Source organism: Arthrobacter sp. ZGTC412 (assembly GCF_002929215.1).
Classification (GTDB): domain Bacteria; phylum Actinomycetota; class Actinomycetes; order Actinomycetales; family Micrococcaceae; genus Arthrobacter.
The window spans coordinates 64,285-76,236 of record NZ_PJII01000021.1 but is presented as its reverse complement, the minus strand read 5'-3'; the positions used below and the strand labels follow the sequence as shown (position 1 = coordinate 76,236).

General features: G+C 66.0%; 15 protein-coding genes. 7 read left to right on the top strand and 8 right to left on the bottom strand.

Annotation, left to right across the window (positions count from 1 at the left end; translation table 11 throughout):
* Positions 1 to 229: 229 nt before the first annotated feature.
* Entirely contained in the window at positions 230 to 919 is a 690-nt protein-coding gene (locus tag CXQ88_RS18655) for a TetR/AcrR family transcriptional regulator (protein ID WP_104045619.1), read from the bottom strand.
* Positions 920 to 1,057: 138 nt separating this feature from the next.
* On the opposite strand from CXQ88_RS18655, the gene CXQ88_RS18650 reads away from it, so the two are divergent.
* Together CXQ88_RS18650 and CXQ88_RS18645 are read left to right on the top strand one after the other, a co-directional pair.
* Positions 1,058 to 2,443, top strand: a complete 1,386-nt coding sequence (locus CXQ88_RS18650; protein WP_104045618.1) for a flavin monoamine oxidase family protein — start codon at positions 1,058 to 1,060, stop codon at positions 2,441 to 2,443.
* A gap of 96 nt (positions 2,444 to 2,539) precedes the next feature.
* Positions 2,540 to 3,022 (top strand): pyridoxamine 5'-phosphate oxidase family protein, encoded by a 483-nt coding sequence (locus tag CXQ88_RS18645; RefSeq protein ID WP_104045617.1) that lies wholly within the window; start codon positions 2,540 to 2,542, stop codon positions 3,020 to 3,022.
* 3 nt (positions 3,023 to 3,025) lie between these two features.
* Here CXQ88_RS18645 and CXQ88_RS18640 read toward each other — a convergent pair whose 3' ends face one another.
* A complete protein-coding gene (locus CXQ88_RS18640) occupies positions 3,026 to 3,625 on the bottom strand; it encodes a DUF6919 domain-containing protein (RefSeq protein WP_104045616.1) in 600 nt (199 codons plus the stop codon).
* A gap of 73 nt (positions 3,626 to 3,698) precedes the next feature.
* On the bottom strand, positions 3,699 to 4,298 hold the full coding sequence (locus CXQ88_RS18635) for a hypothetical protein (protein ID WP_104045627.1): 600 nt from the start codon (positions 4,296 to 4,298) through the stop codon (positions 3,699 to 3,701).
* A gap of 168 nt (positions 4,299 to 4,466) precedes the next feature.
* Here CXQ88_RS18635 and CXQ88_RS18630 point away from each other — a divergent pair, with 168 nt between their 5' ends.
* Positions 4,467 to 4,835 (top strand): VOC family protein, encoded by a 369-nt coding sequence (locus tag CXQ88_RS18630; protein WP_181037604.1) that lies wholly within the window; start codon positions 4,467 to 4,469, stop codon positions 4,833 to 4,835.
* 30 nt (positions 4,836 to 4,865) lie between these two features.
* On the opposite strand, the gene CXQ88_RS18625 is transcribed toward CXQ88_RS18630, so the two are convergent.
* Positions 4,866 to 5,270 carry a DUF5997 family protein gene (locus CXQ88_RS18625; RefSeq protein WP_104045614.1) on the bottom strand — a complete coding sequence of 135 codons (405 nt, stop codon included), beginning with the start codon at positions 5,268 to 5,270 and terminating at the stop codon, positions 4,866 to 4,868.
* Between CXQ88_RS18625 and CXQ88_RS18620 the strand changes: the two genes are divergently transcribed.
* Positions 5,233 to 6,069, top strand: coding sequence for a LysR substrate-binding domain-containing protein (locus tag CXQ88_RS18620; RefSeq protein WP_258062000.1), 837 nt, complete (start codon positions 5,233 to 5,235; stop codon positions 6,067 to 6,069). The two genes, CXQ88_RS18625 and CXQ88_RS18620, sit on opposite strands and share 38 nt — an antisense overlap.
* Positions 6,070 to 6,135: 66 nt before the next feature.
* Here CXQ88_RS18620 and CXQ88_RS18615 read toward each other — a convergent pair whose 3' ends face one another.
* The 3 genes from CXQ88_RS18615 to CXQ88_RS18605 are packed head-to-tail and all read right to left on the bottom strand — an operon-like array spanning position 6,136 to position 8,074.
* Positions 6,136 to 6,831 carry a DUF3618 domain-containing protein gene (locus tag CXQ88_RS18615; RefSeq protein WP_104045612.1) on the bottom strand — a complete coding sequence of 232 codons (696 nt, stop codon included), beginning with the start codon at positions 6,829 to 6,831 and terminating at the stop codon, positions 6,136 to 6,138.
* Positions 6,828 to 7,259, bottom strand: a complete 432-nt coding sequence (locus CXQ88_RS18610) for a phage holin family protein (protein ID WP_104045611.1) — start codon at positions 7,257 to 7,259, stop codon at positions 6,828 to 6,830. Before CXQ88_RS18610 ends, CXQ88_RS18615 begins: the two co-directional genes overlap by 4 nt.
* Positions 7,256 to 8,074, bottom strand: a complete 819-nt coding sequence (locus CXQ88_RS18605; RefSeq protein ID WP_104045626.1) for a hypothetical protein — start codon at positions 8,072 to 8,074, stop codon at positions 7,256 to 7,258. Before CXQ88_RS18605 ends, CXQ88_RS18610 begins: the two co-directional genes overlap by 4 nt.
* 272 nt (positions 8,075 to 8,346) lie before the next feature.
* On the opposite strand from CXQ88_RS18605, the gene CXQ88_RS18600 reads away from it, so the two are divergent.
* A complete protein-coding gene (locus CXQ88_RS18600; RefSeq protein WP_104045610.1) occupies positions 8,347 to 8,880 on the top strand; it encodes a MarR family winged helix-turn-helix transcriptional regulator in 534 nt (177 codons plus the stop codon).
* A 74-nt stretch (positions 8,881 to 8,954) separates the two neighbouring features.
* Here the strand turns inward: CXQ88_RS18600 and CXQ88_RS18595 are convergent, their stop codons facing one another.
* Positions 8,955 to 9,290 (bottom strand): hypothetical protein, encoded by a 336-nt coding sequence (locus tag CXQ88_RS18595; RefSeq protein WP_104045609.1) that lies wholly within the window; start codon positions 9,288 to 9,290, stop codon positions 8,955 to 8,957.
* Positions 9,291 to 9,344: 54 nt separating this feature from the next.
* Between CXQ88_RS18595 and CXQ88_RS18590 the strand changes: the two genes are divergently transcribed.
* Both CXQ88_RS18590 and CXQ88_RS18585 read left to right on the top strand, forming a co-directional pair.
* Positions 9,345 to 10,988: a 5-oxoprolinase/urea amidolyase family protein gene (locus CXQ88_RS18590; RefSeq protein ID WP_104045608.1), complete on the top strand. Its 1,644-nt coding sequence runs from the start codon at positions 9,345 to 9,347 to the stop codon at positions 10,986 to 10,988.
* A gap of 89 nt (positions 10,989 to 11,077) precedes the next feature.
* Positions 11,078 to 11,914, top strand: coding sequence for an alpha/beta fold hydrolase (locus CXQ88_RS18585; protein WP_104045607.1), 837 nt, complete (start codon positions 11,078 to 11,080; stop codon positions 11,912 to 11,914).
* The last annotated feature ends 38 nt before the right edge of the window (positions 11,915 to 11,952 follow it).

Genomic DNA, 11,952 nt, shown 5'->3' with positions numbered 1-11,952 from the left:
TCTTCACGGCACCCGCAGAGGGCATCGCTGCGTTCCAAGCAGCAGCAGCACCAACAATCGCCAGGCTGGAAAAGGACCCCGCGACCAAAGCCCTCATCGCCAAGATCCGCTCACTGGCCGCATCCACGCCCGCCCCAGCCCCGCTGGCCCCCTGCAGCCCCAACGGATAACAGCACGGCCAAGTTCACTGGCGATCCCTTCTTCCTGGTCTGCCCTGCCGCCCGAGCGTCTACCCCCGCAGTGCGCCCAGCCCGGAGATCAGCGCCTCAAGCCCCAGCTCGAAGGCAACATCGGCCGGGCGCGCAGAGGCCCGCCGAGAAGCTGCGCTCCGCACGGCAGCGGTGAAGTGGGGCGTGGACCCCGCCATCGATCCGGAATCAAAGATATCCTCCGGTGCCGTCACGTCATACGCAGAGCCGAAAATAAAGGACTCCAGCGCCACAATCGCGGAGACAACGCGCTCCTGCGGGAAACCGGCGTCGAGAAAGCCCTTGCTCACGGTCTCGTACATGGCCAGTGTCTGCGGCGCGTCAGTCACCGGAAGCACGGCAATAACCGGGATCAGCGGTGTGTGCTCGGCAAAGACGTTGCGGTAGCTCCACGCCCAACTGCGCACTGCTTCCTCCCACGGCGCCGAGTCAAAATCCGACACATCCACCAGCGAGGTGAGGTGGTCCTCCACCAGGAGCAGGACGTCCCGCTTGGCAGCAACATGGTTGTAGAGGGCCGACGGCGCCACGTCCAGCTCCTTGGCCAGGCCCGCCATCGTGAGGCCGTCGTAGCCCTTGCGGTTGATGAGCTCCAGCGCGGCCGCGGTGATCCCGGCCTTGTCCAGCAGCGCTGCCGACGGTCGCCCCGCACGCCTCCTGGCACCGGTGTTTCCGGCGGAGCGTCCCTGCGTGGCTGGTACTGCCGGCATTACTGCCCTTTCTCTGGTGGGTCTCCAGCATTATTCCATCCTGCACTTCCGGTCCCTGCCGCGAGCCGCTATAGTTCTACTAAATGAACGCCATTCATTTTGTGGCTCCCGTCACCAAGGAAACCAAAAGAGGACATCATGCTGAACCTGAACCGCGACGTCGTTGTCGTTGGAGCCGGACCCTCGGGACTCACCGCAGCCCGCGAACTCAAGAAGGCCGGTCTCACCGTCGCCGTCCTTGAGGCACGTGGCCGCGTCGGCGGCCGCACTTGGACCGACACCGTGGACGGCGCCATGCTCGAAATCGGCGGCCAGTGGGTCTCGCCGGACCAGACCGTGCTCCTGGACCTCCTCCAGGAACTGAATCTGCAGACCTACCCCCGGTACCGCGAGGGCCATTCAATGTATATCGGCAAAGACGGCGTCCCCGTCCGCTACACCGGCGACTCCTTCCCCGTGGACCAGGACACCGAAGCCGAGATGAACAAGCTCATCGCCCTATTGGACGGGCTCGCCTCCGAGATCGGCCCCGCCGAACCCTGGGCCCACCCCAAGGCGCGGGAACTCGACACCGTCTCCTTCCACCACTGGCTGCGGCAGCACTCCGCCAACGAGGAAGCCTGCAACAACATAGGCCTCTTCATCGCCGGCGGTATGCTCACCAAGCCCGCCCACGCGTTCTCCGCCCTTCAGGCCGTGCTGATGGCAGCGTCCGCGGGCTCCTTCACCCACCTCACCGACGAGGACTTCATCCTGGACCGTCGCGTTGTCGGCGGCATGCAGCAGGTCTCACTGCTGCTCGCGCAGGAGCTGGGGGACGACGTCGTCCTTAACTCCCCGGTGCGCACCATCAACTGGGAGCCCGACGCCGACGGCGGACACCGCGTCACCGTCGTCTCGGAGCGGGCCACCGTCAACGCGCGCTTCGTGGTCATGGCCGTGCCACCCAACCTCTACTCCCGCGTCTCCTTCAACCCGCCGCTGCCCCGCCGTCAGCACCAGATGCACCAGCACCAGTCACTCGGCCTGGTCATCAAGGTGCACGCCGTCTACAGCCGGCCGTTCTGGCGGAACTCCGGCCTGTCCGGCACCTGCTTCGGCGCCGGATCCCTGGTCCAGGAGGTCTACGACAACACCAACTTCGGCGACACCAGAGGCACCCTGGTGGGCTTCATCTCGGACGAAAAGGCCGACTCCGTCTTCGAATTGGGCGCCGAAGAACGCAGGAGCGCCATCCTGGAGTCCATCGCCGGGTTCCTGGGCGCCGAAGCGCTGGAGCCCGCGGTCTACTACGAGTCCGACTGGGGCTCGGAGGAGTGGACCCGCGGAGCCTACGCCTCCAGCTACGACCTCGGCGGCCTCCACCGCTACGGCAAGGACCAGCACGCCCCCGTCGGACCCATCTACTGGTCCTCCTCAGACCTGGCCGCCGAAGGCTACCAGCACGTCGACGGCGCCATCCGGATGGGCCAGCGCACTGCTGCAAGCATCTGCGAAGCAGCCAGGGTGGCCGTCCCCGCCTGAGCTACGCGGGGAGTAGGCGGGCTGGAATATAAGCATGCTTACTATTAGGCTGGACCGATGGGGAGCGTCCCCGCACGCAGACGAACGAGGTGAAATATGACTGACACCGAGAGCATCAGCAAGGTCACGGACATCATCAACCATTCCCACATCGGAATGCTGACCACCATCAACGAAGAAGGCGCCCTCGTCAGCCGGCCGCTGGCGGTCCAGGAAGTTAAGGACGACGGCGACATGTGGTTCTTCACCGGCCTCGGCACCTCACAGGTCGCCCATGTCCGGGCTGACCCGCGCGTCAACATTTCCTTCGGCAAGAAAACCGAATGGGTCTCGGTCGCAGGGACTGCCGAGGTGGTGACGGACCGTGCCAAGATCCGCGAGATGTGGAACCAGGCTGTTGAAGCGTGGTTCCCGGACGGACCGGATACCCCCGAGGTGTGCCTGCTCCGCGTAGATTCCGACTCCGCCGAGTACTGGACCAGCCCCGGCGGGACCGCCGCGACGGTGTTCCAGTGGGTCAAGTCCAAGGTCACCCACAGCCGGATGAGCGTGGGCGAAAGCGGCACTGTAGAGCTGTAGAGCCTACAAACCGTTCAGGGCGCCGAGGACGGCAGGCAGCAGCACGTCGTCCCGGCCCCAGAACGGGTCCAGGATCTCCACGTACCAGGAATCGGCGAGCAGCAGCGCCAGTGTGTCGTTGGTTTCGTCGGCCCAGTCCTGGATCTGCTCCTCCGTAACGGGGTTCTCGCTGGACCCAAGGACGGTCACCACCTCGCCACCGTCCAGGGTGACCGGAATGGCTGCGCTGCTGGACTCGCCGGGCGCGTGGGCCACGGTGACCAGTTCCGACCGCGTGGAGAGGGCCAGGAGTTGTGCGGCGACCTCTGAACTGCAAAAGCCCGTGACGTACTGGCGTTGTGCAAGGCCGGGGGAGCGCAGCCCCGGCTGGGACTCCCTGGTAAACAGCCCGTTCCTGTTCAGGGCAGCGAGCCCGACGGCGATGGGTACAGTTTCGGCGTCGTAGCTTGCCGTGAAGGTGCCAGGCTGGAATGCACTGTGCCCTTCGAGCCAGCGCGCCGTTAGTTCACCTGCCGCCGGCAACGTGGTGGCCTGGCGCCAGACTCCACGGTCCTCCAGCCGCCTGCCGAACCGGTCGCGGTCTTCCGTTTCTTGAGGCTCCATATTGGGATGCTACGGCGCTCCGCCGCGGGACTCCAGCGGCTCCGACACAGCAGTTCATGCGCCGCCCACCACGTTAATGTCCGCTGGCAGGGATTCCCGCCGCCCGTTCGGCGTCGGCAAGGGCGCGGCTGAAGCGTTCGACGGCGGGCGGGTACCCTTGGTGCCCCGCGGCCCGTAGCTGCTCAGCCTCGCGCATGGCCTTGATCACGGCAGCGGTTTGTGGCAACCTGACGTCCGTCATGGCGGGGTAGTCGATGCAGTACGCAGGATCCAGCTCATACCGGCGCCAGCGCTCCAGCAACACGCTGTGTTCGGCCTGCGCGGCCGTGTGCAGGGGCAGGTACTCCCGGCGTTGGCGCCGAAGGGACAGCCAGGCCACCATCCGCGGGCTGCCCCGGTAGGCAGCAACACCGGAAGCCACGGCCGCACCGGCGAGGAAGAGCCCCGCCCAAGCAGATGTAAGGGCAGGAATGAGCAGGGCGGGCAGGGCAACCGCTGAGCCAAGGAAGAGGTCCCAGAACAACTGGTCCGAACGCTCAGGTTCCCCGTCCGGCACGGCAAGTGCCCGCCGTCGGACCTGGAAAACGGTGGCCGCGACGCTGATGACCAGCACGGATCCGCACAGTAGGAGGATCCACGCCCCCTGGAACAGGGATTCTGCGATGGCCGCCACCTTGCACCTCCACGTCCACAGGCCCGGCGGGAAAGGCCGGGCTGGTCCTTCCATTCCAGCGCCTTCCGGCGCCCCGGTCAATGGCTACGGCAGTGCGGGGCAGGGGATAGCGGGCTTTCGGGGCAGGGGCGGCTGCACGTACCGTACCTTGGGACCGTGAGACTCAAGATGTGCAGCATCCACGTTCAGGATCCCACCGCCGCCCATACCTTCTACACGCAGACGCTCGGCTTCGAGACGCTGATGGCCATGCCCGAGTACAACCTGTTCATCATCAAGGACCCCGGCGCGGACCAGAGCTCAGTCGGCCTGCTGTTGGAACCGAGCGACAACCCGATCGGCGCCAGTTATATGAATGCTGTCTACGAGGCCGGCCTGCCTGCGATTGTTTTTGGCGTTCCGGATGTGCGGGCGGAGTATGAGCGGTTGGCGAAGGCAGGCGTCAGCTTCAAGAGCGAACCAGCCGAAGACCCCTCCGGGATCAGCGCAGTGTTCGACGACGGCTGTGGCAACTTTATCCAGCTGCACCAGGATTGAGTTCCCCGCCCAGGCTAAGTGCCTGCCGGACTACTCTGCCTGGGCGCGGGCCCGCTTGGCGTCCTTCTTGGCTGCTTCATCCTTAACCCGCTGGGCTTCGGCCCGGACCGCGGCGTGGGTGGCGCGCTCGCTGACCAGCCACGCAGGGGGAGCCTGCAGCAGCGCGGTGATTTCCGCCGTCGTCAACGCATCCTCAACGCCGCCGCGGGACAGCCCGCTGATGGACACGTTCAGCTTCTGGGCCACCACGGGGCGCGGGTGCGGACCATTGCGGCGCAGTTCGGCCAACCACTCCGGCGGGTTGGCCTGGAGTTCGGCGAATTCGGCTCGGGTGATGGTTGATTCCTGGAACTCCTGCGGTGTTGCGGGCAGGTAGATGCCAAGTTTCTTGGCAACGGTGGCCGGCTTCATGGACTGGGAGTTTGCAGAGGTCATGCTTCAAGGGTATCCGGGCGGACGGTACTGTGAAGACGTGCCAACCGACAACGCCCCCCAGACAGACACCGGTCCTGCAGGGTCTGCCGACCCGGCTGAGCCGGACGCCCCCCGAGCGCTCCGCGTCGCCTACGTGGCGGGAGTGACGCCCGGTAAGTGGATCCGCCGCTGGGAGGAACGTGTGCTGGACGTCCCTTTGCAGGCGTTTATGTCGGACGACGGCGCTCAGGTGGAGGTGCTCCGTGACGGTTCCGCGGACCTCAGCTTCGTCCGCCTCCCGGTGGAGCGTGAAGGCCTCAACGTGATTCCGCTGTATGAGGAGCAGCCCGTGGTGGTTGCGCCCAAGGGCCACGAAATCTCGGTGTTTGAGGAAGTGGCGTTTGCCGACCTGGAGCAGGAGGCCTTCCTGGACGTGACCGCGCTGGGCGGCCCGGAGGCTGCGCTGCAGGTGGTGGCCACCGGCGCAGGCCTGGTGATCCTGCCTATGTCCGTGGCCCGGCACTTCAACGTCAAAGACACCGTGGCGCGGCGGCTCACCGGGGCACCCGTCACGGCAATCGCCGTCGCCTGGCCTGCCGATTCCACTGACGAAGTCATCGAAGAATTCATCGGGATCGTACGCGGGCGGACTGCCCAGAGCTCCCGGCAGCCCTCCGCCCAGCCCGTCAAGGCCAAGAAGGAGCCTAAGCCGGACCGGCGCGGCAGCGGAGCGAAGAAGGCTCCGAAGGTAGCCCAGCGTTACGCCCCAAATCCGGACAAGGGCCGGGGAAAGGGCTCCCGCAAAAAGGGCAAGCGCTAGCATCTGCCCATAGACGCCGAAAGGCCGGCTCCGTGCGGAGCCGGCCTTTCTTGTTCCTAAACGTTCTTAGGTGTTTTGAACGTTGGTTTTGGCGTCGGTGGCGCGGTCTTTGACGTCGGTGACGGCGCCTTGGCCTTCGGCTTTGACGTTCTGGGCGGCGTCAGCGGCGGTGGCCTTGACGCTTTCCATGGCTTCCTGGGCTGGTTCCTTCAGGTCCTGGACCATGTCCTTGGCGGCGTCGGTGACCTGGGTGGCGAGCGGCTCGGCGGCTGTTTTGAGCTGCTGGGCTGCTTCGCGTTCCTTCTGGCTGGCCGGGATCAGGGACGAGACGAGCATCCCGGCGCCGAACGCGATCAGGCCGGCGGCCAGGGGGTTGCCCTGGGTTTTGGCTTTGACCTGGTCCGGTGCGTGCGAGATCGCGGTGCCGGCGTCGCTGAGTTTGGTGGCGACGTTGTCCTTGGCCCCGTGCAGGGAGTCGCCGGTGCTGTGCAGGGCGTTCCCGGTGTGGCCGGCGCCGGAATGGGCCTTGCCCTGGACGGTCGAAGCCGCTGCGTGGGCCTTGTCCTGGACGGTGCTGCTGGCTGAGTCTGCTGCTCCCATGATTTTCTCCTTGACCCCGACGACAGCGTCTTTTACCTTGTCGGTTTGGCGGTGGACGATGTTGGAGGGGGTGACTTTGTCGGCGACCGCGTCCACATTGGTGCCCAGGCGTGCACGGGTTTCTTCAATGTCCTGGCGGATTGCATCCGGGTTATCGCTCATCGGTTTACCTCACCTGGTTTTAGAGTTGGGGGAATCTCGGAGAGTGTCTCACTGGTCTGGGGCATGCCCTTGATCTGCTTGAGTTCCTTCTTGCCCATCGAGGCCAGGACCGCGGCGATGATGCCCCAGATCACGGCGACGATGACGGCGGCCCAGCCCAGGGGCATCAGGGCGCCCAGGGCGAACATCAGGCCCAGGGAAAGGAACACCAGGACGAAGTGCCCGGCGACGCCGGCGCCGGCGAGCATCCCGCCGCCTTTGCCTGCCTTGGTGGCGGACTGCTTCGCTTCGGCCTTGGCCAGTTCGACTTCCTGGCGCATCAGGGTGGACAGGTCGCGGGTGACATCACCGAGCAACTCACCCAGGGACGCGTTGTCCGCCTTCACATGCGCGGCAGTCGGAGCCGGCTCCGGAATGGAACTACTCACAGGTGGCGTCCTTCCTTCGATTCGTAGGGGTCATCCTCGAACCGCAGGGGGGTGTCTTCTGCGGTGCCGGAGGGCAGTGATGCTGTGGAGACGGGAGCTCCGGCGCCTACAACGGGCTCGGCGTACAGGTCTGCGTCGCTTCCTGCTGCAAACACCGTCTCCTGGCGGAGCGGCGCTGCCTGCGGGGCCACGACCGGACGCTGGGCCGGGTAGGACTGCGCGTCTCCGCCCTGGGATCCAGTGGCGCCTGCCGTGAGGCCGCGGGTAAGGCGGCCTGCGAGGATACCGGCGCCTGCTGCGAGCAGGAGGAAGGTCCCCGGCTTGTTGCGGGCGAAGGTCTGGACCTCGTTCAGCAGCGAGCCCGCATCCTTGTTTTCGATCCAGGAAGCGATGGATGAGGTGCGGTCGGCAGCCTGGCGGATCAGGTCACTGGCGATGCCCTGCTGATCCGGGGCGTCGGCCATGCTCTGCAGCTGGCTGGAGATGGTCCGGATGCCTTCAGCGGCCTTCTGCTGCTGGGTGCCGGCCTGGCTGGAAAGCCCGGACTTTGCCTGGGACAGCAGATCCTGCGCACTGGACTTGGCCTCTGAGGCGACGTGGGCTACTTCTTCCTTGGCCGTCTGGGCTACGCCCTGGGCTGCGGAGGCGGCCTGGCCGGCCACGTTCGAAGCCTCTTCCTTGGCAGCCTGCTTCTTGGAGCCGGCGCCGGAATCGGCTGAGCCCGAAGTGGCGAAGGTGTCGTCAGTGCCAACCTCTGAAGCGTAAGGGTCCGAGATAGCAGGGTTGGGCGTCTGGGGCCATTGGTTCTCTGTCATCATGCTCTCTTTCGTAGAAGGGTCAGCTGGCGCTCAAGAACCAGCAGTGCTTGCTGTAGTTAGTAAGCATGGTTACTACTTAGATACTAAGCACACTTGCCATTTGAATTGCAAGGGGGCGCGTTTGGGCGGCTGTCATATGGCCCTGCTGGCCAGCGCGATAGTAAGCCTACTTGCGAATCGGATGCTAAGCATGCTTATTGTAGGTAGGTAGCGACGCATGAAGGGGTGACGACACCCGCACTTCGCCACCTACAGGAAGGCCGCGGCCGATGACCAGCAATCTCGATCCGGATGCCCGGAACAGCTACCGCCTGATTACACTGGCGGCGCGTCTGGTCCAGCGGCGTCAGGATGATGCTCTGGCGCCCCTGGGTCTGACCCGGGCCGCCGTTATAGCGCTCGAAGGGCTGGCAGCCGGACCACTGAACCAGGAGCAACTCGCGGATGTGGTCCGGGTACAGAGCCAGACCCTGGGCCGGGTACTCACCCGGCTCGAAGCTTCCGGGCATGTAAGCAGGAACCGCCACGCGGCGGATCGCAGGCAATTTAAGGTAGAGCTCACCCAGGCAGGCAAGGCAGCCCTCGAGGCCGCACGGCAGGCGGAAATTGATGCCTACCCGGATGATCCGGATATTTCCTGGACGGTCCTGCGGGAGGAACTGTCCAAATTTATCCGTGCCCTGCCGCCCAGCCGGGACACTGAGGTGGTCCCGTTTGTTGCTCCTGACCATAGGAGTGCGCGCCGCACCCATGGCGGCCGCGGAACTGGGTTGCGCGGGCTGGACCAGCCGCACGAAGGATGATCGAGCGAAGGCGGCAGTTCACCGCAGCACCAGGACGCGGCGGCTAAAAGGGGAATAAGGAATGGGGCCCGCGCCTAGGCTGCGCAGGCATCCTTCAGGGCCTGGACGGACTCGGCCGGCACCTGGTCTCCGGCCTCCGCAATCTGTCCCAGCGGCGTCGTAATCTCTGCGGGCACGCCGGCAGTACGGGCGGCTGACACCAGGCCGCCGAGCACCCGCTTGTCCTCAGCGCTCACCACGCCGTCCTGGATTACCGCACAGATTTGCCGGTTTACTTCGTCGGCGGCAGCGGTGGCCACCTTCGAGGCTGCATCGCTGGCAGCATTCCCGGCGGCCTCCTCTACGGCGCCGCAGCCGGCGAGCAGCAGCAACAGGGGGACAGTGGACAGGGCGGCAGGGCGGCGGTTCATGGCTCCAGCCTAACAATCCACCACCATTGACGTCCCGCGTACCATGAGGTTCCTATGGAGACTACGCCGCCTGCTCCCGGTACGCCGGCATCCCCCGATCCGTCAACGGCGCCCAAGGTGCTCTCGGTCCGCGCGGTGGGCACGACGGCGGTTCTCGCCGAGCTGTCCGGGCTTCCGGATGTGCTGGCCCTGCAGGCATTGCTGCTGAAACAGCCGCTGCCAGGCCAGGTGGATGTCCTGGCGGCCGCCGAAACGGTGCTGGTCATGGCAGACTCACCACGCTCGGCGCGCGCCATGCCGGAGCTCCTGCTCGCCATGGACCTGACGGTCCAGGTCCGGGCGGAGGGCAGCCTGGTGACCATTGACGCCGTGTACGATGGCGAAGACCTCGCCGAGGTGGGGCGGCTGACGGGACTGGGCCCGGACGGAGTGGTCGCGGCGCACACCGGACAGGTGTGGACAGTGGCCTTTGGTGGGTTCGCGCCCGGCTTCGGATACATGGTGGGCGAGAATCAGGTGCTTGACGTTCCGCGGCGCTCCTCGCCCCGGACGGTTGTTCCGGCCGGTTCTGTGGCGCTCGCCGGCAATTACTCGGCTGTTTATCCGCGGCAATCCCCCGGCGGGTGGCAGCTGATCGGCCGCACGGCTGCGCGTATGTGGGACCTCGGCAGGGAACAGCCGGCGCTCGCTGCCCCCGGGGACCGGGTCCAGTTCCGGCCCGTCCGGGAACTGGTTGAGGTGGCGGCTCCGGCTGCCCATGCCAATGAAGCTGATGTGCCGGCCGTCCCGTCGGGGTTGCGCATTCTGTCGCCGGGGCTGCAGAGCCTAATCCAGGACCTCGGCAGACCCGGGCACACCGGTTTGGGAGTGGGCGCGGCCGGAGCCCTGGACCGTTCGGCCCTGCGCCGCGCGAACCGGCTGGTGGGCAATCCGCCGTCGGCCGCCGCCGTCGAGACCGTAGCAGGAGGTCTGACGGTGCAGGCTGTGGGCGACCAAATCCTCGCTGTCACTGGAGCGCCGGGGGAGCTGGCTCTGCGGCAGGCAGACGAGGACTCGGAGGACGCGGATGCATACCTCGAGAGGAATATACCCTCAGCGGAGCCGTTTGCACTGCTTGACGGCGAGGTGTTGACCGTTGGTGCGCCGCAGCGGGGCTTCCGCAGCTACCTCGCCGTCCGGGGCGGTGTGGCGGCGGAGGAGGTGCTGGGCAGCTGCTCCACCGACACTTTGTCTGGGCTGGGACCCGCTCCGCTGGCGGCAGGAGATGTCCTGTATGCGGGTGACGCCACGGTGTCACAGGTAGTCAGCAGTCCGGAGCTGCAGCCCGACTTTCCAGGCCAGGGAGTGACGGTGCTGGACGTGGTGCCGGGGCCGCGCGAGGACTGGTTCGACGCCGCAGAGGTGGAATCGTTCTACAGCCAGGAATGGGAGGTCACTCCCCGGTCCAACCGGGTAGGGATGCGCCTCGCGGGCAAAGCTCTTCAGCGGAGCCGGGAGGGGGAGCTTCCCAGCGAAGGCACGATGACCGGCGCACTCCAGGTTCCACCTGAGGGAATGCCGGTCCTGTTCCTCGCCGACCACCCTGTCAGCGGCGGATACCCCGTCATCGGTGTCGTGGTGGACCACCAGCTGGACCTCGCGGGGCAGGTGCCCATCGGGGCACGCATCCGGTTTCGCCGCGTGGAGGGTGCGGGCTGAGGTTACTTCCGCCGTCGCCGTCGAACGCACCTGCCGCCGGCACCGCCAGCCGGACTAGGATGGCCCGAAAACAGATGGAGGACCATCAGATGTCTGAGGAGGCCGCGGCAGCCCCCGAAACAGGGTATGCCCCCGTCAACGGACTGCAGATGTACTACGAACTGCATGGCGCGGGCGGTACGCCGTTGCTGCTTCTGCATGGCGGACTGTTCGACATTGAACAGCAGTTTGGCGCGTTGCTCCCGGGCCTGTCGGAAGGCCGCAGGGTCATCGCCACAGACTTTCAGGGTCACGGCCGAACGAATGACATCGACCGTCCGCTGAACACCCGCGACCTTGCGGCCGATGTCGTCGGACTCCTTGAACACCTGGAGGTCCGCAAGGTTGATGTTTTCGGCTTCAGTGTTGGAGGTGCGGTCGCGCTGCAATTGGCGGTCAATCATCCGGAACTTGTCCGCAAGCTCATCGTTTCGTCGGTATCGTTCCGGCCCGACGGTGACCGCGGTGGAAATGCCGAAGCGGTCGCCGCCATGACTGTCGATATGATCGCCGGCACCCCGATGGAACAGCGCTACCTGGCTGTTTCGCCGCATCCGGACCTCGAGCACCTGCAGGGGCTGCTGGACAAACTGGGCGGCTACGATGCCGGCGCCGGCGGATGGAGTGATGAGGAGATTCGCGGCATAGCCGCTCCGACGCTTATCACGGTGGGTGATTGCGACATGGTCAAGCTCGAGCATGTTGTGCGGTTCCTGCAGCTGCGCGGGGGTGACGTGAACGGAGACTTTGACGGCGTGCCCGCCTCGCAACTGGCGGTTTTTCCGGGCACGACGCACTTCTTTGGGCTGTCCAGGACCGGGCTGGTGCAGGACGTTGTCACTACGTTCCTGGACGCGCCCCCGCCGGCCGGCTGGCAGGACCAGTGACCACCTGAAGCGTCCGACGGCGGGTGGCCACCCGCCGT

Bases quoted from the DNA above. Each gene is read 5' to 3' on its own strand.
- CXQ88_RS18655 (WP_104045619.1), bottom strand. From the start codon at position 919: ATGCCGGCAGTACCAGCCACGCAGGGACGCTCCGCCGGAAACACCGGT.
- CXQ88_RS18650 (WP_104045618.1), top strand. From the start codon at position 1,058: ATGCTGAACCTGAACCGCGACGTCGTTGTCGTTGGAGCCGGACCCTCG.
- CXQ88_RS18645 (WP_104045617.1), top strand. From the start codon at position 2,540: ATGACTGACACCGAGAGCATCAGCAAGGTCACGGACATCATCAACCAT.
- CXQ88_RS18640 (WP_104045616.1), bottom strand. From the start codon at position 3,625: ATGGAGCCTCAAGAAACGGAAGACCGCGACCGGTTCGGCAGGCGGCTG.
- CXQ88_RS18630 (WP_181037604.1), top strand. From the start codon at position 4,467: ATGTGCAGCATCCACGTTCAGGATCCCACCGCCGCCCATACCTTCTAC.
- CXQ88_RS18625 (WP_104045614.1), bottom strand. From the start codon at position 5,270: ATGACCTCTGCAAACTCCCAGTCCATGAAGCCGGCCACCGTTGCCAAG.
- CXQ88_RS18615 (WP_104045612.1), bottom strand. From the start codon at position 6,831: ATGAGCGATAACCCGGATGCAATCCGCCAGGACATTGAAGAAACCCGT.
- CXQ88_RS18605 (WP_104045626.1), bottom strand. From the start codon at position 8,074: ATGACAGAGAACCAATGGCCCCAGACGCCCAACCCTGCTATCTCGGAC.
- CXQ88_RS18600 (WP_104045610.1), top strand. From the start codon at position 8,347: ATGACCAGCAATCTCGATCCGGATGCCCGGAACAGCTACCGCCTGATT.
- CXQ88_RS18595 (WP_104045609.1), bottom strand. From the start codon at position 9,290: ATGAACCGCCGCCCTGCCGCCCTGTCCACTGTCCCCCTGTTGCTGCTG.
- CXQ88_RS18590 (WP_104045608.1), top strand. From the start codon at position 9,345: ATGGAGACTACGCCGCCTGCTCCCGGTACGCCGGCATCCCCCGATCCG.
- CXQ88_RS18585 (WP_104045607.1), top strand. From the start codon at position 11,078: ATGTCTGAGGAGGCCGCGGCAGCCCCCGAAACAGGGTATGCCCCCGTC.